The 24,397-nt window shown below is 41.5% G+C and carries 9 protein-coding genes and 2 tRNA genes; 5 read left to right on the forward strand and 6 right to left on the reverse strand.

Features of this window, described 5'->3' with window-relative positions; translation table 11 throughout:
* Positions 1-42: 42 nt before the first annotated feature.
* From HDE70_RS24945 to HDE70_RS24960, 4 genes are all read right to left on the reverse strand, one after another.
* Positions 43-13,341, reverse strand: a complete 13,299-nt coding sequence (locus HDE70_RS24945; RefSeq protein WP_183892162.1) for an Ig-like domain-containing protein — start codon at positions 13,339-13,341, stop codon at positions 43-45.
* A 1,068-nt stretch (positions 13,342-14,409) separates the two neighbouring features.
* Positions 14,410-15,747 (reverse strand): hypothetical protein, encoded by a 1,338-nt coding sequence (locus HDE70_RS24950; protein WP_183868516.1) that lies wholly within the window; start codon positions 15,745-15,747, stop codon positions 14,410-14,412.
* A gap of 218 nt (positions 15,748-15,965) precedes the next feature.
* Positions 15,966-16,051: transfer RNA gene (locus tag HDE70_RS24955), tRNA-Tyr, on the reverse strand.
* A 19-nt stretch (positions 16,052-16,070) separates the two neighbouring features.
* Positions 16,071-16,144: transfer RNA gene (locus HDE70_RS24960), tRNA-Ala, on the reverse strand.
* 243 nt (positions 16,145-16,387) lie between these two features.
* Here HDE70_RS24960 and HDE70_RS24965 point away from each other — a divergent pair.
* Entirely contained in the window at positions 16,388-17,584 is a 1,197-nt protein-coding gene (locus HDE70_RS24965) for a DUF4105 domain-containing protein (protein WP_183892163.1), read from the forward strand.
* On the opposite strand, the gene HDE70_RS24970 is transcribed toward HDE70_RS24965, so the two are convergent.
* Together HDE70_RS24970 and HDE70_RS24975 are read right to left on the reverse strand one after the other, a co-directional pair.
* A complete protein-coding gene (locus tag HDE70_RS24970; protein WP_183892164.1) occupies positions 17,525-17,707 on the reverse strand; it encodes a hypothetical protein in 183 nt (60 codons plus the stop codon). The genes HDE70_RS24965 and HDE70_RS24970 overlap by 60 nt on opposite strands.
* Positions 17,708-17,774: 67 nt before the next feature.
* A complete protein-coding gene (locus tag HDE70_RS24975; RefSeq protein ID WP_183892165.1) occupies positions 17,775-18,860 on the reverse strand; it encodes an alpha/beta fold hydrolase in 1,086 nt (361 codons plus the stop codon).
* A 65-nt stretch (positions 18,861-18,925) separates the two neighbouring features.
* Between HDE70_RS24975 and HDE70_RS24980 the strand changes: the two genes are divergently transcribed.
* The 4 genes from HDE70_RS24980 to HDE70_RS24995 all read left to right on the forward strand — a co-directional run bounded on the left by HDE70_RS24980 (position 18,926) and on the right by HDE70_RS24995 (position 24,352).
* Positions 18,926-19,330 carry a hypothetical protein gene (locus HDE70_RS24980; RefSeq protein ID WP_183892166.1) on the forward strand — a complete coding sequence of 135 codons (405 nt, stop codon included), beginning with the start codon at positions 18,926-18,928 and terminating at the stop codon, positions 19,328-19,330.
* 204 nt (positions 19,331-19,534) lie between these two features.
* Entirely contained in the window at positions 19,535-19,972 is a 438-nt protein-coding gene (locus HDE70_RS24985; RefSeq protein WP_183868525.1) for a hypothetical protein, read from the forward strand.
* Between the two features lie 35 nt (positions 19,973-20,007).
* Complete coding sequence (locus HDE70_RS24990; protein ID WP_183892167.1) at positions 20,008-21,585, forward strand: sensor histidine kinase; 1,578 nt, start codon at positions 20,008-20,010, stop codon at positions 21,583-21,585.
* Positions 21,586-21,763: 178 nt separating this feature from the next.
* The gene (locus HDE70_RS24995; RefSeq protein ID WP_317617437.1) at positions 21,764-24,352 is read left to right on the forward strand and encodes a zinc-dependent metalloprotease; all 2,589 of its coding nucleotides are present in this window, start codon (positions 21,764-21,766) and stop codon (positions 24,350-24,352) included.
* The last annotated feature ends 45 nt before the right edge of the window (positions 24,353-24,397 follow it).

Here is a 24,397-nt window from a genome sequence, read left to right on the forward strand (position 1 = left end):
GTATAATTAATTCTATTCTTCAATCTGATTCTGTTTATTGTCTTATTTCTTAAAGGTCCGGATCAGGGTGATATAACCTTTAAATACTTGCCAGTCTCCATTTCCACCCTTAGGTTTCACACGCAGCAGGTAATAGTAAGTACCCTCGTTCAGCCCTTCACCACTCCAGGTATTCTGGTAGTTTTTCTGTCTGAATACTTCATTGCCCCAACGGTTGACAATACTTAGCTCATTGTCACCATATTGATTTAATCCGCGTATTTCGAAGACATCATTTGTACCATCACCATTCGGAGTGAACAGATTCGGAATATTGATTTCGAAGAAATTAAGGGTGATCGATACGGAGGCAATATTTGTCAGATAGCCATACCTATCTTTCACTTGATAAGTGAAGTTATCAGGCCCTGAATAACCAGGATCTGGTGTATAAGAAACTGTACCATCACTGTTCACCACTACTTTACCATGTAATGGCTGGGTTATAATAACCACTGTAGACTTGTCAAAGCTTGAATTGCCAGGATTGTCATTGGCCAGCACATCGATAACAATTGTTGTATTAGCTTTGGCTTCCGCTTTATCATCTATGGCAACAGGCGATTTTGGAACTACAATAACTGTAGGGTTCTTGTTGGACTCCTCTGTTCCGGATGTTGCAGTCACCTCATTCCCGCTCGGATCTTTTGCTTTTGCAATTGCTGTATTGGTCACCTGACCCGCATCTTTATCAGCCTGGGTCAGCGTGTAAACTTCTGTAACAGAAGCGCTCGCTCCAGGATTAAGTCCTCCATTTACAGGAATTGACCTGCCCGTGATCCCAAGTTTGGTATCACTGAAAATAACCGGGTTCAAAGTAACAGTACCTGTGTTTTTAACTGTAAAGGTGTAGGTAATCTGGTTACCACTGAATGCTGCTGTTTTTACGAATATAAGGGTCGGTTTTGCGCCAATAACAATAACTGTAGCATCATCAGGAGCAGGCGTATCCGGATCATCAGATTTCGGTTTATCAACCGGATTACCCGATGGATCGGTACCTGTTGCACCTGCTTGATTACTATAAGTGCCGCCGTCGATATCTGCCTGTGTTAAGGTATGTTTCGCTGTTACCGTTGCACTGGCACCGGGGATGATAGCCGGTATGTTTGCCGGAATAATACTTCCTGCATCAGCACCCGGATCTCTCACTACAACATTACTCAAAGTAACGTTACCAGTGTTGGTCGCTACAATCGTATAAGTAATTACATCACCCGCTTTAGTGCCTGTATTGTTAGCCACTTTAGTTAGGGTCATCGATGAATTTCCCGAAGTCAGGGTAATGATAAACGTTTGTGGAGCAGACTGATCCACACCACCATTAGCTGTTCCACCATCATCTTTAAGGATGACCGTTACAATCACTGTTCCTGTTGCTCCAAAAGCAGGAGTAAAGGTCAATGTACCATCAGGGGCAATCGCTGGCTGAGTTGTAAACAATGTATTGTTTGCATTGGTGACCAGGAAGTTCAGCTTTTGTGCTGCCTCATCTGCCGGACCAGCACTGATTGCTGTTGCCCATGCTGGAACTGTTTGTGCTCCCGAATACTGTAGCAACACTTGATCAGCACCTTTTATAAAGGACGGTGCGTCATTGACAGGAATAACTGTTAAGGTTAATGTACTGGTTGCAGCACCGCCTTTTCCATCAATGACAGTGTAAGTAATTACTGGTACTGCTCCGTTATAATCAGGTACAGGAGCGAAAGTATATCCACCGTCAGTATTGATGGTGATGGTTCCTTTTCCTGGAATAAATACCGCAGTACCTGCCGGCTGGTCACCTGTGATACCAGCGATAGTAAATTTGCTGATGCTCAATACATCGTTGTCTATATCTGTATCATTTATTAATAAACCGTTTGCTGCGGTTACTGTCAGCGTTTGATCTTCCAGTAAAGTGTTCACATCTGGATTGGCAACCGGATCACTATTGACAGTACTTACACCGATCGAAGCGGTATTGTTGGTCAGTAAAGGGTCCGTTTCAGTTCCTGATACCACAGCTGTGGTCAGGTAAGGGCCTGTGGCTGCCAGGTTCGCCTGTATGGTTAAGGTCGTTACCGCACCATTAGCTAAATTGCCAATTGTCCATAATCCTGAAGCCGGATCATAAGTGCCTGTAGTTGCCGACTGACTGGTTAGCATATAACCAGCAGGAAGCAGATCTGTAACTTTAACCCCCGAAGCGTTGCTTGGGCCATTGTTGGTTACCTGAACGGTAAACGTTACCGGCTGACCAACTTTTTGTAAAGCCTGGTTAACCGTATTGGTTACCGCCAGATCAGTTACTATATCAATCGTTGTTGTTACCGGAGGTGTAGTTTGTGGTGTTGTACCCGGTTCTACAGGCGTTACAGTTGCTGTATTCTGAAGGTTCGCTGTAACAGTTGCCGGCAAGAACCCTGTGACGCGAATCGTAACCGTATTGGTATTGCCCGCTGGAATATTAGCCGTTACGCTTACATTATTAGTGTTCGTGCCGGTAGCACCCGCAGTCACAGTGGCTGACCCGCCAGGGGTTGCAACCCAACTAACATTAGTCAGTGCTGCTGGTACCGCATCGGTAATGAGTGTTCCTAATGCATCACTGATACCTGTGTTTACAGCTGTAATAATGTATTCAACTTCAGTTCCTGCGGTTGCATGAGCAGGACCGGATTTAGTGATCTCAATTATAGGGATTCTGCTAATTACAGTGCTTACCGTAGAAGTTTGAGGAAGAACCCCAATTTCAGCAGGCGTAGCTGTGGCTGTATTCACCAAAGGTGACACACTATTATTTGCAGGTACTTTACCACTCACAGTAATGGTAATCGTATTCCCATTTCCAGCAGGTACATTCACTTTTAAGGAGATATTACTACTATTTCCACCAGTTATCGGAGTAATTATATTTGCAGACCCGGCAGCAGTAGCCTGCCAGTTAATGCCGGTCAGTACAGCTGGAATATTATCGGCAATATCAAGGTTAAGTGCATCGCCGGTACCTTCATTATTCACTGTAATCAGATAGTTAATCGTTGCTCCCGCAGGTAATGTGGCTGGTCCTGTTTTAACTATTTTAATTACTGGTTTTCTGCTTACTGCTGTCACAACCGGAGTTGAGGTGACTGGATTCAGTGGATCTTCAACCGCTGTTACTGTAGCTGTATTGGTTATGGTGCCATTAAATGAAGGAGTCACGGTTCCTTTGATGGCAATAATTAATGCATCACCTGCGCCGGTTGTTAAATTGGCATTGGTTGCAATAGTATTTGAAGTCCCTGAACTTGCACCGGTAATTATCGTATTTCCTGTTTGGGTAACTGACCACTGCTGAACAGTCACATCGGATTGAACGATATCTGAAATCGCAGCATTAAGCGCCGTACTAGGGCCACTGTTGGTGACACGGATTTCGTAGTTGATTTCCTCACCCGCTAGTAAGGTAGCCGGGCCGCTTTTGGTAATTGCCAGGTTAACTACTGGTTTCACGACAGTGGTAACCGTTGAAGTTACCGGGATGATACCTGGTTCTGCTGGCGTTGCTGTTGCTGTATTGGTCAGGCTGTTATAATAAGCCGGATCAATATCACCAGTAATGGTCACATTAATGGTACCACCTACCGGCACATTGACATTTGCAGCAACCTGATTACCTGTGCCGGCAGCACCAGAATTAATCGCTGCGCCACCACTGGCAGTCGTTGTCCATTGTACATTTGTAACGGCAGGATCAATTACGTCTGTTACAGCAGTACCCGTTGCATCAGATGGGCCCGCATTAGTCAGGTTCAATGTATAAGTTATCTTTTCTCCACTGGCCGCAGTTGCAGGGCCTGATTTTACCAGAACCAGTCCTGGAGTTTTGGTTAATGTTGTAGTGATTACGTTAGAAGTCACTGCTGGATTACCGGGTTCTGTTACAGTTGCTGAATTGACTAAACCGGCTGTTGCCCCAGATGGAATATCACCAGTTATAGTAATTAAAACCTTTGCATTTCCTGAGCCTGGGATAGCTGCTTCTACAGCTAAGACTGACCCTGTTCCGGTAGCACCAGAAGTAATCGCAGCTCCACTGGCAGCAGTCGCAGTCCATTTCACATTTTGTAAAACAGCAGGAATCGCATCTGTGATCGCTGCCGCCAATGCATTACTAGGGCCAGTATTGGTTACTTCGATTGTATAGGTTATTGGCAGACCTGCGCTTGTTGACACCGGGCCGGACTTGCGGATATTCAATGCCGTAACTTTGCTGACAACCGTACTTACTGCCGGTGAAACTACCGCTGGATCCGCCCCGGTTTGTGCCTGAGCAATATTGGTAAATGTACCTGTAAATGCCGGGTCTACGGTTCCGGTGATATCAATAGTAATGATATTACCAGCGCCTTGCGGGATGTTTGCAGTAACTGCGGGTGGGATCATCGTTCCTATAACAGGAGCAGAGGTAATTGCAGCAGTTCCTGAACTTGTAGCTGTCCACGTATAATTGAGTAACTGCGGAGGAACCGGATCAGTGATATTCACTCCGGCCGCATCACTCGGGCCATTATTGGCTACCTGGATAATATAGTGTATCTGTTCGCCGGCAACAGCAGTCTGAGGGCCACTTTTTGACACCTGTAAGGTTGGATTATTCGTGATTACAGTTGTAGCGGCCGAAGTATTATTGGCCATATTATAATCAAGTAAACCAGCAGGAAGTGTAACACTTGCTATGTTATTAATTGACGATGGAAGCGTATTGGAAGGTACTTTACCATTTACTGTGATCAGTATATAATTACTGTTATCACCAGCAGGGATAGTGCCTGTAGTCTGAATGGTATTTGTATTACCGGATAATCCTGTTTGGATAGTGGCGGTTCCGACAACAGTTGCTGTCCAGTCGCTTACCACTACGCTTGCAGGTACTACATCATTAATCGTTAATCCAGTAGCATTAACAGTACCATTGTTAAATACTTTTATCGTGTAAGAGATATTGTCTCCCGCTGCTATAGATTGAGGGCCTTGTTTTTCGATATGCACATCTGTAGAACTGTTAACTGAGGTAGTTACAGAACTTGCGCGGGTATTACCTGCAACAACTGTCACCGTATTGGTAAAGATTGGAAGTGCGGTCGTCTCTACAAATCCATTCACAATGATTTCAATCGCATTGGATGTTCCTGCCTCTATATCAGCCGATGGAATATTAATCGCATTGGTTGTACCAGTAACGACTGCATTTGGTACTCCGGCTATTGCCGAACTGTAAAGAGCTGTAGCCGTCCAGTCGGTAACTCTTACACTCGCCGGCACATTATCTGTGATCTGAGCTCCGGTGATATTACCTGTACCGGAATTTGTAATTACTATTTTATAGTTGATCGGATCACCCACATTTGCCGTTGCAGGGCCTGATTTAGACACCCTGAAATCAGGAGAGTTCGTAATTGTAGTTGGAGAGACCGCCGTGTTATTTGCTGTTTCAGGATCTGCGATTGTACTGATTGCCGTAGCCGTATTTGGCATAGGCGATCCATCAGTCAATGCTGGATCTACTGTTCCGGAGATCATTACAATTACTGTTCCGGTTCCTGATGGTATATCAGAAGTCAGGCTCACATTTCCTGTTCCATTTGCAGCAGATACTGTTGCTCCGCCAGTTGCTGTTGCTGTCCATGTTGGGTTTAAAACACCAGCAGGCAGATTATCAGTAATGACAGTTCCTATTGCTGTACTTGGGCCGGCATTTGTGATACGGAGCTCATACTGTATAGGTTCTCCAGCTCCGACATTCGCAGGGCCGGATTTTACAATCCTTACATTTGCAGAAGCGGAAGTTGTGGTGGTAGCTGTACTCGTACCTGGTGTAGGATCAGTAACCCCGGCAGGTGGAGTGATGGTCGCCGTATTTGTAATTGGGGTGCCTGAATTGAATAGTGGATCGAGTGTGCCATTGATTGTTATGTCAAGTGCATCCAGACCATTTGCTTTTAAATTTGCGAGCAGATCTACATTGCCGGCCCCAGTTAATAAATTCGATGCGGCAGTGCCGGAAGTAGTCACGCTCCATACCGGGTTCAGCACACTTGCAGGAATAATATCCTGTACTCTTGCACCTATAACATCACCTGGCCCGGCATTGCTTACTTTAATGGTATAGCTAACCGGTTGACCAGCAACAGCTGTTGCCGATCCTGATTTAAGAATGCGCAGATCAGCGGTTTTAGTAACTCCGGTAGTCACTGTATTTGAAGTTGACGGGTTATTACCAGACTCGGCTGGTGTTACTGTGGCTGTATTCGCAATTGAGGTGCCAGTGAAAGCAGGATTAAGTTTACCAGTAATCCTCACATTGATGTGATTACCTGCACCTGCTGGTATATTGCCTGTTACACTTACCGCATTTCCTGTACCAGTAGCTGCGGTCACTGTTGCCGTACCAGAAACTGTAGCTGTCCAGTTCACATTAGTTAAGTTCGCAGTAACCTGATCTGTTATAACAGCCGCCAGTGCATTACTTGGGCCATTATTTGAGATCGTTAAATTGTACACTACATTTTCACCTGCATTGACAGATGAAGGGCCTGTTTTACTAATCGTTAATGCATTCTTATTGGCAATGGTTGTATTTACTGTGTTTGACTGTACTGGTGCAATTCCAGGTTCAGCAGGGGTTGCCGTTGCTGTATTAACTAAAGTTGTATTGACCTGGTTCGCATTTAATTTACCAGTAACTGTGATTTGAATAGTATTGGCATTACCTGCATTCAGATTTCCGGTTACACTGATTGCGTTGCCGGTTCCGGTTGCACCTGTAGTTATTGCTGACGTTCCCTGTGAAGTAGCTGTCCAGGTTACCGCTGTCAATTCTGCTGGAACCGCGTCAGTGATGACTAAGGCTGTTGCATTAGATGGGCCGTTGTTTACCGTATTGATCACATAAGTTATGGTCTCACCTGCATTTGCGGTTGCCGGCCCCGTTTTGGTAATGGTGACCGATGGTTTTTTGGTAATCGTAGTAATGACCGGCCCGGCTGTTTTAGGCACAGCCCCTGTTTCAACAGGAGTAACGGTTGCACTATTGCTGATGTTTGCGGTGGTTGCAGGATTAACTGTTCCTGAAATGGTAATCAGGATTTCATCTGCCGGGTTTCCGCCAATATTGCCTGTTACACTTAAAGCAGATCCCGTTCCGTTAGCACCAGCAGTGATTGTTGCTGTTCCGGTCGTCGAAGTTGTCCAGGTTGGATTTAATATACTGGCAGGAATAGCATCAGTAATAACCGAAGCAGTGGCATTTGCCTGGCTGATGTTTTTAACTGAAATGGTATAAGTAATTGCCTGACCTGCACTTAAAGTAGCCGGGCCATTTTTTTGTATGGCTAATACTGGTATGCGGGTTACGTTTGTGGTCGCTGTAGCTGATGCAGGTCCGGTTCCGGCTTCCGCAGGAGTCACTGTTGCTGTATTGATAAGCGGGCCGCTAAAACCAGCAGCCACTTTACCAGTAACTACAATTGTAATCTGGTTTCCGGTTCCGCTGGCGACATTACCGTTGAGGTTAATCGTATTTCCATTTCCTGTTAAAGCGCCAGTAACCTGTGCATTACCAGTAGTGGAGGCAGTCCAGCTGACTCCACTTATTGTTGCCGGTACCAGGTCATTAATCGCCAGGTTAAGTGCATCCGATGCACTGTTATTGGAGACAATGATAGTATAGGTAATTGTTTCTCCTGCATTGATAGATGAAGGGCCGCTTTTGGTAATTGACAGTACCGGTGTTCTGCTGGCAATTGTATTTACGGTAGAAGTAGGTGAAGGGCTGTCCGGTTCTGTTGCTGTTACCGAGGCCGTATTGGAGATCGAACCATTAAAAGCAGGATTAGCCTTACCTGTAATAGTGAAGATGATTTTATTTCCTGCGCCTGCCGGGATGTTAGCCGTGGCATCTAATGTATTTCCTGTTCCGGTTGCACCAGCAGAAATAGAAGCAGTGCCTTGTACTACTGAAGTCCATGCTGTATTTAAAATACTGGCAGGGATAGCATCCTGTACATGTGCATTTAAAGCATCACTTGGGCCAGTATTACCGACTTCAACTGTATAAGTAATATTGCTTCCGGAATTGACTGTTGGTGTAACACTTTTCACAATTGTCAGTCCTGATTTAGCACTTAATGCTGTATTGACTGGCGTTGAAGTTACCGGTACTGTGCCTGATTCTGATGGAGTCGCTGTAGCGGTGTTGACAATTGTGCCCGATGCATTGGAGGTTATTGTTCCTGAAACGACTACCTGTATAGTGCTGTTTGCGGCAAAATTACCCGAAACAGCAATGGCATTACCAGTTCCGGTAGCTCCCGAATTAATTGAAGCGGTACCTCCTGTTACTGTAGCCGTCCAGCTTACACCGGTAATTGCAGCAGGGACAGCATCCGTAATTTGTGTATTTAAACTATTTGAAGGACCTGTGTTTTTAACATTGATGGTATACACAATCGCATTACCAGCAGTTGCAGTTGCAGGCCCGCTTTTGGTTACCGTAAATACAGGTAGTTTTTTAACGGTTGTTACTGCCTGGGCATTGACAGGTGTACTACCTGGTTCGGCAGGAGTAGCTGTTGCAGTGTTGGTAATGTTTCCGGCAAAAGCAGGGTCTATGGTACCTTTTACAATGATGACTACTTTATTGGAAGTACCAGCTGCAACGTTAGCTGTAACATTTACGGTATTGCCGGTTCCAGTTGCACCTGCGGTGATTGTTGCAGTACCTGTTAACTGTGTTGTCCAGCTGACATTACTTAATGAAGCGGGGACAATATCCGAAATTTGCGTACCGGTTGCATTACTCGGGCCATTGTTTGAAACCTCTACCTGGTAAGTAATCTGGTTTCCTGCGGTAGCAGCTGAAGGCCCTGTTTTAGTAATTACTATTCCGGAAGTACTGGTCACATTAGCGTTCACAGTAGAGTTACTTCCTGTTCCTGTAGGTTCAGCAGGTGTTACGGTAGCGGTATTACTCACATTTCCCGTAGCTGCGGGGTTTATAGTACCGGTAATCTTTACCGATACGGTATTGGCTGCACCAGCAGGAATATTCGCAGTGATACTTAAATTATTCCCTGTACCAGTTGCACCATTCGTAATGGTAGCTGCACCAGCCACAGTACTTGTCCAGTTAACACCTGTTAGTGCTGCCGGTATGATATCTGTGATGCTTGCGCCTACCGCATTACTACTTCCTGTATTGGAGATATTCAAAGTATAGGTTGCTGTATTACCAGCTATTAAGCCTGCGGCACCCAGCTTAGTAATCGTTAATACTGGTTTCGCTGTTAAGTTAGTTGTAGTTGTCGAAGTATTGTTACCCGGTGTTGGATCGGTTATGCCAGCCGGAGGCGTCACGGTTGCGGTATTGCTGAGTGAACCAGTTGCCGCCACTGCTATTTTTCCGGTGATGGTTAATGTTGTAGTTTGTCCACTGGCTAAAGTTAAGCCCGTCCAGTTTCCATTCGAACTGGTATAAGTTCCGGAGCCAGCTGCGTAAGTATCCGCAGTAAATCCGGCGGGTAAATTATCTGTTAAACTGATTATATCAGTAGCCTGTAAAGTACTTGGGCCATTATTGGTTAAAGTGATGGTATAAGTCAAAGTTTCTCCAGGTATACCTGTAGCAGGGCTTGCCGTTTTATTAACTCCAAAGTCTATAACACGGTTAATCGGGGTAACATCGGTTGCGGTATTTCCTGGTGTAGGATCTGTCACTCCGGTAGGTGGAGTAATTGTAACTGTATTTGTTAATGAACCACTTGCCACAGGAGATACAGTACCGGTAATTGTTAAAGTTGTACTTTGTCCACTGGTCAGCGTTAATCCTGTCCAGTTTCCATTGGCACTGGTATAGGTTCCTGCGGCAGGTGTAAATGTAGACGCAGTAAATCCGGCAGGCAATGTTTCTGTAACTTTAACTACGTCGGAAGCCAGTAAAGTACCCGGGCCGGCATTAGTTAAAGTGATGGTATAAGTTAAAGGTTGTCCGGCTATTGCGGGTTTTGGTGCCGCGGTTTTAGCTACGGTCAAATCAATTACACGGCTGACTGGCGTGGTAACCGTTGAAATATTGTTACCTGGTACCGGATCAGTTATACCTGCTGGTACGGTTACTGTGGCTGTATTACTCAGAGAACCCGTTGCATTAGCAGCCAGAGTTCCTGTAATGGTCAGCGTTGTAGTCTGACCGCTTGCCAGCGTTAAACCTGTCCAGTTGCCGTTGGCACTGGTATAGGTTCCTGCGGCAGGCGTATAGGTTGTGGCTGTAAATCCAACTGGTAAATTATCAATAACCTGGATTACATCGGCAGCAGCTAATGTGCCTGGCCCATTATTCGTTAAAGTAATGGTATAGGTTAGCGTATTACCGGTTACCGCAGGGTTTGGTAAAGCTGTCTTGGCAATTCCCAAATCTATAACCCTGGTCGCCACAGTAACATCGGTTGCCGTATTGTTACCCGGTGCCGGATCAGTTATTCCAGTTGGGGGGGTAACGATTGCGGTGTTTGTTAAGTTTCCTGCTGGAGTACTGGCGCTTAATGTTCCGGCAATAGTTAAAGTTGTACTTTGACCACCAGCTAAAGTTAAGCCTGTCCAATTTCCGTTTGAGCTTGTATAAGTACCTGTGGAAGGCGTATAACTTGTTGCAGTAAATCCGGCAGGTAAGTTGTCGGTTACATTCACAATATCACTGGCTACCAAACTACTTATACCGTTGTTTTTTAAGGTTAAAGTATACGTTAAAGTCTGTCCTGCTATTGCTGGCTTGGGGCTGGCAGTTTTGGTTAAACTAAAATCAATTTGTCTGGTTACCGTAGTTGGTGTTGTTGCTGTATTGTTGCCGGGAACCGGGTCTGTAGTTCCGGTTGGTGGTGTTACTGTAACTGTGTTGGTTAAAGTACCTGAGGCCGATGGTGAGGCTGTACCCGCAATACTTAATGTAGTGGATTGGCCGCTAGCTAAAGTTAAGCCCGTCCAGTTTCCATTGGTGCTGGTATAAGTTCCATTGGCAGGGGTATAGGTAGTTGGTGTAAATCCAGCAGGCAGATTATCTGTTACGTTTACAATATCAGCGGCAAGCAAACCTGATGGACCATTATTTGTCAGCGTGATTGTATAAGTCAGTGCCTGGCCGGCAACTACTGTTGTTGGATTGGAAGTCTTGGTGACACCCAGATCTAACACACGGCTCACAGGAGTTGAAATTGTAGAAGTATTATTGCCCGGTACCGGATCAGTTATACCTGTAGGTGTACTCACTGTGGCAGTATTACTTAAAGCCGCAGTTGCGGTAGGACTTACCGTACCTGTAATTGTTAAATTGCTGCTTGTTCCACTAGCCAGTGTTAATCCTGTCCAGTCTCCGCTGCTGCTGGTATAAGTTCCGTTTTGAGCAACATAAGAAACAGGCGTGAACCCGGCAGGCAGATTATCTGTTACATTGATTACATCTGTAGCCAATATCGGGCTTGGCCCATTATTGGTTAATTTGAGCGTATAAACTAAAGTTTGTCCGGCAACAGCAGTTGTTGGCGTTGCAGTTTTAACTATGGCCAGGTCATAAGGAGCAATTGGTACAGGGGTATTCGTTGCTGTATTATTCGCTGTATTCTGGTCAAATTCTGCTGCTGATACCGTAGCTGTATTTGCATAATTTCCTGTTCCAAGTACTTTTGCATTGATCGTTAATGCGGTTGTAGCCCCGGCAGCAAGATTACCAACTGTCCATATTCCGGTGGTGGAATTATAGGTTCCATTGCTGGAAATAAAAGTATAACCATTAGGCAGCAGGTCTGTGACTTTAACTGCCGTTGCCGGATTTGTTCCGTTGTTTTTTACGGAAAGCGTAAATGCAATATTTGTATTTACTCTAGGTGTCGCATTGTCAACTGCTTTAGTGATGGAAAGGTCATTTTGTGGTACAGTAGTATTCACTGTTGAAATATCATTTGTCTGATCCGGATCACTGACACCAGAAGTACCTACATTAAAGTTTGCTGTATTCGTGATTACTCCGCCTGTTGGATAGTTATTAATCGTACCCGTCACTGTAAACGTTCCGGTAGCATTAGCCCCTAAACTAACAGTTGCGGATGACAGGCTGGTAGAGGTGAATCCGGTCGCTGAGCTATTTGCATTGCCATTTGTATTAAAAGCTACGGAGTTGATCTGAAAATTAGCAGGGAGCTGATTCAGCGCATCAGTAAATGCCAGGCCTGTTAAATTTGCATTAGTCTGATTAGTTAAAAAAATATTATAGGTTAATTGATCACCTACATTTGCGGTAAGTTTATCTACCGTTTTTTGTACACGTACCCCGCCCGGCGTAGTTACAATAAGATTTCTGATTTCGTGATTGTTATAACCACCACCCGTTGAAGATGCAAAGCCTATCTTAAGCTTAGGAGGGACCGTAGTCGCAGTTGTTAAAGTGTACTGAAAAAGCTGAGTAAAAGCGCCATTTGGAGTCGTAGTCCATCTTACGACTACTGAAAATGTATTTAAAGCACCTGTAGGAGTGATTTCTATCTGAACTCTCCTGTAAAATTGTGCGTCTGTGGGACGGGTTGGCGTCAGTGTGCCGTAGCCAATCTGACCTACAGAGGCTCCGGAGAGGTAGAGGTTTGAGGTAGCAAGAGCTGCGGTAGAGGGTCCTCTTAATACGACTGCATTCGGAGTTTGCCCCGGCCCTCCTTGTGTGGACGAGAAATTTCCAAATTCATCTAAACCAACACCAATATAACCGCCACTTAAACCATTCCCAGCTGCGGTTGCAGTATAACCCAGCGATCCCCCGTTAGGGCCTAATTTAAAAGGCGATGTGGTGGCATCAAAAAGGAATACTCCGATTCCATCTGCACCTCCGAATGCCGGATTATCCGAACGCCATGTTTTATATTCAAAATCGGCCAGAACTCCTAATGTAGAAGGAAAAGACTGATTGATATAGGCATAACCAGCTTTGGTTAAAGCAGCAGGAGTAAGCCTTAACCATCCATTATTTGCCGGATCTACACCACCAGAAGTTAATATTGCATCTCCGCCAATTGTTATTCCGGCAGCAGAACTCCCTTTAAAGTTTTCTGTAATCGTAAACTGTGCATTTGCGTGTATTCCGATCAGCAGAAATAACAAAAGAAATCCAATCTTTTGGAATTGATGATAAATACTGATTTTTCCCTTAACATATTGCGGCGCTTCCTTAAAAAGAGCTATACATTGTGAATTGTGGATTTTCAAGAAAGAGGGTCTTCGAGGGTAGATTAGTTTCATAGCAAAACTTTTGACGTGTAGTAGATTAGGTTAACCAATATGAAACCGGTTGCCCGGTTATATGGCATTATACTTTGGAAAATAATATCAAACAGAAGTTGATTCCAGGGGTTACCCTAAAAATCGTATCTGATTAATGTATATATCCGTAGTCAGAATTTTTGGAAAAGAGAAGATGGAAGTTTGAATGTAGATTTTTTTCATACTTTAATAGCTTTAGATACGTTATAGATCGTAATGCCTCAGTATATTATGAAGTATACAAAGGATTCTTGCTTTTTTTAGGTCTTGGTAGATGTGTAAAAGAAGAAAGGGTACTAGGTATTTTATATCAGGTTAGATAAATAATAGTTAAAAAGCATCTTATTTAAAAAGTACGTTTATTTGTGTACTTTTTTTCATACAAAATACTTGTCTATTGAGTGTCGGATCAAGAATTGTGCCGCTACTTGCCTGAAATGCATGTGTTTAGCTTATTGTTGAACAAAGTTAAACAGAATAAAAGCTCACCTTTTAATTTCTTTAGAATTGATTTAACGATTTAGCTAATGAATGGTTTTGTCGGTTAAGAATTGATAATTTCTTGTGATTTATTTTATTTTTCACGTTTAGTTAAGGCGACCGATGAAGACCTTTTTTTTCGCACAGCTCTTTTAAACCCCGAATTATTCTTTTGAAGAGTAGTGTAGTGTGGATTTTTAAATGGAAAGATTAAACGTTGAAATTCCAGTTTTATGATATTTTTTTGAAATTTATCACTACTGATAACCATTCTTATTTTGGTTTGTTTTTTTTAAATAAATAAATTTATTTTTCTTTCAAATATTAATCTGATAAGCTATGATTTTTGTCTGATTTTTTATTCAGGCGTCCTTTTTAGAAATGCAATTTGTGTTCAGTTTAATACAATCTATCTGTTGAAAGTAAAGTGTATTCCGTGATTATAATTGAAGGGATTTTTAAGATTTACGGAGCAAAAAAAAGTCTTTCAGCATGAACTGAAAGACTTTTAGAGTAGGATATAGAAAGATTCAAATCTTCCAGATCCGGGGGATAATCAGTTTATTCTTATTTAATAAGTTTTGATACCAGGTCTTTTAACTCGTTTATTTGTTGTTGCTGTAATTTATTCTGTTGATCAGTTTCTCTTTTTTGCTGATCGGCTTTCTGTTTTTGTTGAATAAGGTACAACGTCAGCTCTTCTACTTTTTTAACTAACAATTTGTTAATTTCACCCAGGTTAATACCTTTCATTTCGACTTCCTTTTCTGTTGGCATGTCTGGTAAATGATGATTTTTATCAACAAATAATTTTACCTCATCGAGCGATAGAAGATTATATTCTGGCTTGAATACATAATCTGGCCATGCTCCATTCCCATTCAAGTCAACTAATACTTCTTTTGAATGGATAGTGCCATTAACAGTTAATCTTGAATCAGGTGACGTTGTTCCTATCCCTACATTACCGCCCTGAAAGGCTAAAACAGGAAAAGGTGTGCCATTTAGCAATTGTGTAAATCTGTAATCAATACCACGTTCGCTATTGTAATTTGATAAAGTTAAGTTATAGCCTGCAAGTGACGGATCCCATTCCTGCATTGGAACGTCTTTAAAGGCGGTGGGAGATTTGAGTATATGCAGAGGGACATCAGGATTTGTTGTACCAATACCTACATTTCCGGCCTGGAAAGTTAAAACAGGTATAGCTATGTTATTGTGAAGTTGTGTAAATCTGTAATCGATTCCATGCGTACCGTTGTAATTTGATAGCGTCAGATTGTAACCTGAAGTTGATGGATCCCATTCTTGCATAGGAACGTCTTTGAGCGAAGCAGGTGATTTTAGTATATGTAACGGAGCGGTGGGTTCTGTTGTACCTATACCTACATTTCCAGCCTGGAAAGTTAAAACGGGTATAGGTATATTATTATGAAGCTGAGTAAATCTGTAATCAATTCCATGCAAACCACTATAATTAGATAATGTTAAGTTATAACCTTCGGTTGACGGATCCCATTCCTGCATAGGAGCATCTTTGAGTGTAGTTGGAGATCTGAGGACATGAAGTGCTGCGGTTGGATTTACTGTACCAATACCTACATTACCTCCTTGAAATGTCAGGATAGGAAAAGCTATGCCGTTACTCAGCTGAGTAAACCTGTAATCAATACCTCTTATGCTATTGAAATTTGATAAAGTTAAGTTATAGCCGCCAGCTACAGATGGATCCCACTTTTGCATTGGTACAGCTACTGTGCTTGATGTAGGTTTAAGGATATGCAGCGGGACATCCGGGTTTGTTATGCCAATACCTACGTTTCCGGTTGGAGATAGTTGGTTATTTTGCGCATTGGATATGTAGCCAACTAATACTATGGCAATAGTTAAGTAAATTTTCTTCATACAAAGAGAATGATAAGTTATTTTATTTAAGCCAAATGTAAATTAAAATTTCTTTTAAAATCTAATGTATTTATTTATATGAGGTGTTTGTTTTTATAAAGTTTAATGTCAGATACTTGTGGTGACTTCTGCTATATTGGAAAAACAAGCAATGAATAAGTTTTGTAAATAAAAAAAGTCTTTCAGCATGAACTGAAAGACTTTTTTTTAACTAGTAGTGGTGGGGGGAGAAGGATTCGAACCTTCGAAGTCTCGCGACAACAGAGTTACAGTCTGTCCCATTTGGCCACTCTGGTATCCCCCCGATCATTTTGATTCTCTTGTGGAGAATAGCGGAGTCGAACCGCTGACCTCTTGCCTGCCAGGCAAGCGCTCTAGCCAACTGAGCTAATCCCCCGGGGTGGCAAAAGTAATTAAATTTGGATGGGATGCAAATTAAATAATGAAAATATTGTCCCTTATATACTTAACTACGGCTATAATGGTGTTTAATTGGTTGAATATGTTGAACTTGTGCAGAATTAAATAAGTTAACAATTTATTGAGTTATTCGTTTTAACCTGAAAAGCAATGAATATTTCGCATTGAGTTAACAGTATAAATGCAAATTGCCCCGGAATTTACGCTTATAAATCAGCTAATGCGAAAACTTATACTTCTTTTACTCGTCTTTGTTCTGGGATGTATCAGGATTGCTGTTGCTGGTTTACCATCAGAAAATACTTTTTTACTCTCAGAAAGATCTACTGTAAGCATCCTCACCTGTAGTAAAACAAGTAAATATATTTATGCCTTATTTGGCCATAGTGCAGTCAGGATCACAGATCAGGAAAGGCAGCTGGATCTGGTCTATAACTATGGGACATTTGATACTGATGATCCCAACTTTTATATCAATTTTATTAGCGGAAGAATGAAATATTCTTTATCCGTTTCCACTTATCATTCCTTTTTACAGGAATATATAACAACTCAACAAACGGTTTCCGCCCAAAAACTTAACCTGACGCTGAAAGAGAAAAATAAACTCTTTTTACTGCTGAATGAACAACTCAAACCAACCCATAAATATTACTATTATGATTTTATAAAGAATAATTGTGCAACAAAAATAGTTGACCTGTTAGCACAGACCATAGGGCCTGATTTTGACTATTCCCTTTCTGTGGCTAACCAGGGCACAGGTAATCCGGTTAGAACACTGGTGAGTAATTATCTGACAAATGATGCTCTGTATATGATCGGAATAAATGTTTTATTAGGAAGCAAAGCAGATATAACTTCCAGCAAGGCTGTCAGCTTATTTCTACCCGATACTTTGCAAAAGAGACTAGACCAGATTCAATTGCGAAAGCGTAAAATGGCTGACCCAGCTGCTTTTTTATTCATACCCGGCAAAGAAGAACATGTTTCTCCAAATGTTTTAACTACTTCTCTCTACAGTTTTTTATTAATCCTCTTATTGATCAGTCCGTTTATAGAGCGGGTAAGCGGTGCAAATAAATTAATGATGTGGGTAACTATAACCGTTTTTACAATGGCCGGTTTGCTCGGTTTTTTACTGCTCTATCTGTCCCTGTTTTCCAGTTTGGAATTAGTGAAGTATAATTTAAACCTGCTGTGGTGTCATCCCTTTTATCTGCTGGTTTTCTGTAAAAAAATCAGTAAACCTTTAGCAGTAATTTTCCTGACCAGTATAGTCATGTTCGTTATGTTATATTTTAAAACAATGAGTTTTCTGGTTATACTTCCGATTCTGATTTTACTGATTGTACTATTATCTCTTCACTACAATACTTCTGCCAGTAACCAGGTTAAAGGTGTAAATACGGTATAGTCCGTCATCACTGATATCAATCGTTTCTACTAAACCTGTTTTACTAAAAGTATCGGTTACTAAACTACCTTTCTTAACCTCCTGTAATACATCGGTGGGCGTGTCATTGTTCAATCTGATCATAGTTTCTGCTGTGAAATATTAAGATAGCTATCAGAAACAAAGATAAGGGCATCTATTCGCTTATCAGTTATTTCTTTTTTGAAAAAGAAAGCCCCTGTTTTTGGACGATACCTAAGAATTTGAGTAGTTCCTGACTAAATTGTGCCGGCTTTTCATAATGAATATTGTGTTCAATTCCTGCAAATTCGATCCGGGTTATCAACCCTGGAAACTGATTCGCTAAAGCAATGTTATCTTTTTCAAATGGCATTGGATCATGATCAGCTACGGGGTCAAGTATTAGCAGAGGAATATGCAGATTTCTAAAGATAATTTTCGGCTGTACCATGGTGATCGAAGCCCCATACAACGGAGAATTATTTGGTTTTAATACCAGGCTTTTAAATTGCTGATCGTCTTTCATGCAGAAAAAGTCATTTAACCCTGCATAAGTAATCCATTGATTGCCTTTACGTTTAACAATATTTAACAACTCAAACTGAAGCCCACCCGCACTCTTATCATATAAACTTTGATAAGCCGCAGCAGGTGAGTCAAAAGAAGCCTCATAAATACTACTGACTCCTTGTTCAGGTGCCATAGATTTAATTTTAATCTCCAGCGCTTCTTCACTCATCCGATGATTAAAAGTATTAAAAGCCACAGAGCCTCCATCTTCCAGTATTAAGGCTTTAACTCTTTCAGGATAACTTTGATAAAAGGCAGCGGCAATATACCCTCCTCTGGAAAATCCTCCGATAATTGCCTGATCAATCTTTAAAGAATCCATTAAGACCCGGATATCATCCGCAGAATTATAAAGTGATACTTCTTTTTCCGGAACCGGTGTCTGACCATGTCCATAATAATCAACAGCAATTAAATAATACCCTCCATCAGTCAGGAGTCTGGCCAGATCAGCCAGTTCATAACTGTGACTGAAACTTCCGTGTGACCAGATTAAAGGCGTGTTTTTTGGATTTCCCCAGCATAGATAGTGCATCAATACATTATCCGTCTGGACATAACCTCCATGTATACTTTCGAATTTCCGATAAGATGAATTCGCTTCAGTATATAATTGTTCCATATCCGGGGCAGTTCTGGATTGTGCCATCAGTTTGGAATTTGTTAAAGTAAGAGACAGACAGGTGAGTAAGAATAGTATTTTCATCTAAGCTTAGCTGTTTTTCTTTTTAAAATAATAATGTTAAATTAACTGATTAAACCAAGACTGTTATGAAAAAAATCATTTGTTATTTATGCCTGTTGCTATTTTTCTGTTCCTTTAAAAATGGTGATCAGAAAGCACAGGCCGCACAATTTCACTCCTCAAAGATAACCAAAACTGAGGCTGGCACCGGGACTGGCTGGCCAGGGAATATTCAGACGGGTGTCACATTTAAGCCATATATACTCTGTGATTATAATGACTCATTTATTTTATATGCTAATCCGATAGCTGGCACATCAAATAGAAAATGGATAGCCCGCACAGCTCAGGGGAATATTGAGCTTACTGAATACAATTCATGGAGCGTTGAAGTTCCGCCGCATACCTTATGGGTAGAGTTGACTGTAACTACAAGTTCTGGTCAAATAAAAGGCAGAGAACGTATCGGGTTGACGAATTGCCTGAATTAACTGATCTGCCATTGAATAAGAAAGCCAGCCTGGATTAAGCTCAATTCAGGCTGGCTTTTATCATTTGAAGAGGTTAATCAATAGGTATGTATTGAAATAAAGAACATTCATGATTATGTTATTCATTGGTTTTTATATATTTATATTCTACCGTGGAGAATATTGATTTATAAGTTGTTAACTAATATTTGAAACAACCAGCATATGTTTAACGAATTGAACAAATACAAAAAGAATGGACATTTCTTTTTGACATCAGAAGATAAATTACAGGAGGTTTGTAACGCACCTGAAAAGCAAATAGGTGTATTCCTTACCTATGCCCTAAAAAATGGGAGAGTTGAATTGGTATTTATAGGAGGGACAGGGGAGGTGACCAAAAAGGAATTAAATGCTATTCAAAGTACGGGGATCGGAGGAATAAAAGACCAGCTGATTAATGGAATGCAGTTTACAGATGTAGCCAGGGAAATATCCTGGCCCGCTCAAATGAAGAAAGAAAACATTGAAGCGCTGGATGTTTATTGGTATGTAACTCATAGTGATAAGTATACAGATAGTCCTGGAAAAGTGGAAAATATACTATTTGAAAGACATTATCAGCTCTTTCAGCGAATGCCAAGATGGAACTCAGACCTGTAAAATAGGTTTTAGGCATTTTGACTATATTTGCCGGAATGAAAACTTCAGTATATAACTCCAGGTACTTTATCGCAATCGGAGTATTTATCTTACTGTGTTTTAGTGGGATTGGTTTTTTTATAACCAGTAAATTCAATAAGCGCACAGAACGGATCAGCATGGATATGGCAACCAGCATTTATCAGCTGAAATCCAATGTTATCAATAATGAGTTCAGAGGTTTTGTCGGAGGATTGAACAATGCTGAACTCATCATACCTCAATTCAAATCTGCCAGTGATTTCCTGAAAGGGGAAAAGCTGGTCAATGCACTGCTGTTAAGCCATTCTAAAATAAAACATGGCTGGTATGCGATCGTTACCGGTCAGGATACTGTTTACAGGACAATTACTGAAAATGGGACTAATTATCAGCACGGTGAGCTATTAGCCTATCAGAAGAAATGGATTCATAGTCAGCTCGTTTCAAAAGATACGATCACAAGAATAGGAACAATTATCAATGTAGAAGATTCTATTCATGGCCTGCTGGCTACCCGGCATCGTCTTGCAGATTCCTCTACACTTATTCTGGGACTGGATATCAATTTCAAAGAATTACAACGTTACTTATGGGGGGTGGATAGTAAAAGTCGTGCAGCTATTTATATTGTTGATGAGCAGGGTGACTATGTGCTGAGCCCGGATGAGAAACAGATTGGGAAACAAATGCCGGGCGGAATTAAAACAGCTCGCCTGGAGAAGCTTCCGGATAGCGTAAGTTTTTATGAAATAGCTACTTCTTCTTACCTTGGGCTGCCTGTTTTTCGTTTTTATACCCCATTTGGTATTAGCCGGATGAAGTGGACCATGGTACTGGAGACCCCTGTTTTTGTGATAGATGAGGATGTAAAAGCAATTGAAAAATATGTGTTTCTGATGCTGATTGCTGCCACTTTAATTATCCTGGTTTTAATTGAATGGTCACAAGTCAAATGGCAGAAACAGTTCATGCTGCGGCAGCAGGCCGAAATACTGGCCGCACAGCAGGAAAAAGAAAATGCAATTCTGCAACTCGATAAACTTAAAGAAAAACTCGATCCGCATTTTCTGTTTAATTCCCTGAGCTCTCTGAATGGTCTGATTGAAGAACAACCCGACCTGGCTAAAGCATTTGTTGTTAAACTTTCCAGGGTATACCGGTATGTTTTAGATCCTACACCAAATGGACTCGAAGAAGTTTCCAGAGAAGTACGTTTTGCCAGTGAATACTTTTTCCTGTTAAAAATACGTTTTGGTGAGGCACTGGCATCTTTGGAAATCGATATTGATCCACAATACTCTTCGGCTTACATTCCGTTTATGAGTGTGCAGACCTTAGTCGAGAATGCTGTAAAACATAATATCGTTTCTAAACTTCAGCCTCTGCATATCAGTATCAGGAGTGAGCGGGAAGGTATAATAGTCACCAACAACTTACAGTTGCGCACCGATGTAAAGGATTCCGGGAAACAAGGCTTGAAATATCTGCAAGGTATTTATGCACACTTTGGGGACTTCCAGCTAAGCTATGGAATTGAAAATGGGACTTATCAATGCTTTTTGCCACTGATTAAAAAACCTTCCACTCCTTAAATCTGCGCTTTCACTTCAGATAACAGGACTTTCACTTTTAATAATTTCATAATCTCCCAACTAAGGGGGATTTTGTAGCATGATTTTGACTAAAAAACTTTTGAAATTGTCTTTTACGGCGCTCTTTTTATTCTTATGCAACGTAAACGGTTTTACCCAGATACCTAAAAAATTACCTGTGCAGCCTAAGAGATTGCCTGTGCATAAAGGTAAGATTACCAGCAAAAAAGCAGTTACAGATACGCTTAAAAAGAAAGCAGATAGCACCAGTAAAAAGGAGGAGAAAAGTTATGCCGAATTATTAAAGAAGGCAACTACCTTAAAAGGTTTATTTAAAGTGCATCAGGTAGAGAACGATTATTACTTCGAAATTCCGTTGAACCTGATGGAAAAGGACTTTTTGGTAGTCAATAAAATATCCTCAGTACCATTGGCACTTAACGAATCTGGTGTCAATAAAGGAATGAACTTTGATAACAGAGTTATTCGGTTTTCGAGAAATAAAGCAGCTAAAACAGTATGGGTTAAAGTGATCGTACCACAGGTAGAATCTCCTGCTGGCGATGCAATTACCCGTTCGGTGAAAGATAACTTTACCGGTTCAGTGATAGAATCATTTAAAATTGAAGCTTACTCACCTGATTCATCGGCCGTTGTAGTGAAAATGAACAAGGTTTTTGATGGAACAGAGAAAAGTTTCAATGATGTATTTAATGATATGGGTTTAGGAGCTACCCCTAAAACTTCCCTGTCCGCTATTGAAAAGATTAAAAGTTTTCCTCAGAATATTGTTGTTCGTGCATTAATGAGCACCAGGGTAATGGACGCAGGAATCAGCGTACCTATTAGTATTACGGTAACTACTAATATTCTTTTATTACCTGAAAAACCAATGAAACCTCGTTTTGCAGATAACAGAGTTGGTTTTTTCAGCACACCGAGATGGTATTTTTCAGATGCACAGCATAAACTGGAAACCAGAGAACTGGTTACCCGCTGGAGAATGGAACCTAAACCGGAAGACCGCGCAAGATATCTTAAAGGTGAATTGGTAGAACCAGTTAAGCCGATCATTTTTTATATAGACCCTGCAACTCCGCCAAAATGGAGGAAAGAAATTATTGCCGGTGTATATGACTGGCAGAAAGCCTTCGAGCAAGCAGGTTTCAAAAATGCAATTCAGGCCCGTGAGGTTACAGATACCACCGATTACGATGGTGACGATGTACGCTACTCAGAAATTACTTATGCTGCCTCGCCTAAATCAAATGCAATGGGCCCGGCTGTCGTAGATCCAAGATCAGGAGAAATCCTGGAATCTGATGTGGTATGGTGGCACAACGTAATGACTTCAGTTCAATACTGGATGCGTGTGCAAACTGGTATCATTGACCCTGAAGTAAGAAATAATGACGTGTCTGATCAAAGAATGGGACATGCCATCCGTTTCGTTTCTTCTCATGAGATTGGCCATACTTTAGGGCTGAAACACAATATGTCTTCTTCGGCATCTTTCCCCGTTGACTCTTTACGTTCACCAGCTTTTACTAACCGCATGGGCGGAACAGCTTCTTCAATTATGGATTATGCACGTTTTAATTACGTAGCACAACCAGAAGATAAAGTCACTAATATCACCCCGCAAATCGGGACTTATGATAAATATGCTATCGCCTGGGGATACCGCTGGTTACCAGCAGAAGATCCGCATCAGGAATTGCCAATTCTTAAAGAATGGATTAAAGTACATGCGAATGATCCTTTATACCACTACGGGGAGCAGCAGCAAATGAAAAACATTGTTGATCCCAGAGCACAATCTGAAGATCTTGGTGATGATGCTGTAAAAGCAAGCCGTTACGGATTGGCGAATTTAAAACGTCTGATCCCGCAAATCTTAACCTGGTCTGCACCAGAAGGTGATAATTATTACCAGGCCGGTAAACTTTACCTGGCTGCAATCTGGCAATGGCAAACCTATGCAGAGCATGTAACTGCGAACATCGGAGGCTATTATTTAGAAAACCCTGTTAGCGGAGATGGTAAAGATGCCTATACACCAGTACCTGTTAAGATTCAGAAAGGCGCATTGGAATATTTCAAAGATCAGGTATTTACTATGCCGGAATGGTTGTTCAACAAAGAATTACTTAAAAAAACTTTCCCTATAAAAGATACACCAGTAGGTCCTATGGAGTATGCACCATTAAACCTGAGACGTGAATATCAATACGGTCTGCTTTACAGTTTATTGGGTGAAGACCGTTTATTGAGAATGCTGGAGATGGAAGTCCAGTTTGGTAAAGAGAACGTATTTACTGTAGGCGAATTATTTAAAGATATCCGTCCTGCTATTTTCGCACAGACGCTGAAAGGAAAAACACTCTCTATTACAGACCGTATGTTACAGCAAAATTATGTGGATGTTTTATTGGTGAGTACCGATAAGATGCTGGAGAAGATTACTAAGAAATCTTTGTTCCAGACCAGCCTGAATAACTTACCACAAATTTGTGATTTAGGTTTAAATAGAGATGATGCTGATTTAGATCATGTCCTGGAAAACGGAATCAATCCTTCGGCAAACCTGAGAAATATCTACGTTTCTGCAATGAGCCGTACTTCGGAAGTTGCAGCAGCGAAAAGAGGAGAACTTTTACAAATCTTAGCCCTATTGGAAAGTAATAAGAACAGAGGTGATGAGGCAACTAAAGGTCATTATATGGACTTGATCCTTCGTATTCGTCAGAGCCTTCAAACAAAATAAAAGCACATAAAGAACACACACACAAATACACACACCACAATTAAC

Origin of the sequence: Pedobacter cryoconitis, assembly GCF_014200595.1 — a bacterium.
Lineage (GTDB): Bacteria > Bacteroidota > Bacteroidia > Sphingobacteriales > Sphingobacteriaceae > Pedobacter > Pedobacter cryoconitis_C.

What these genes read in the sequence shown, in the direction of transcription:
- HDE70_RS24945 (WP_183892162.1), bottom strand. Translation starts at nt 13,341, where the DNA reads ATGAAACTAATCTACCCTCGAAGACCCTCTTTCTTGAAAATCCACAAT.
- HDE70_RS24950 (WP_183868516.1), bottom strand. Translation starts at nt 15,747, where the DNA reads ATGAAGAAAATTTACTTAACTATTGCCATAGTATTAGTTGGCTACATA.
- HDE70_RS24965 (WP_183892163.1), top strand. Translation starts at nt 16,388, where the DNA reads ATGCGAAAACTTATACTTCTTTTACTCGTCTTTGTTCTGGGATGTATC.
- HDE70_RS24970 (WP_183892164.1), bottom strand. Translation starts at nt 17,707, where the DNA reads ATGATCAGATTGAACAATGACACGCCCACCGATGTATTACAGGAGGTT.
- HDE70_RS24975 (WP_183892165.1), bottom strand. Translation starts at nt 18,860, where the DNA reads ATGAAAATACTATTCTTACTCACCTGTCTGTCTCTTACTTTAACAAAT.
- HDE70_RS24980 (WP_183892166.1), top strand. Translation starts at nt 18,926, where the DNA reads ATGAAAAAAATCATTTGTTATTTATGCCTGTTGCTATTTTTCTGTTCC.
- HDE70_RS24985 (WP_183868525.1), top strand. Translation starts at nt 19,535, where the DNA reads ATGTTTAACGAATTGAACAAATACAAAAAGAATGGACATTTCTTTTTG.
- HDE70_RS24990 (WP_183892167.1), top strand. Translation starts at nt 20,008, where the DNA reads ATGAAAACTTCAGTATATAACTCCAGGTACTTTATCGCAATCGGAGTA.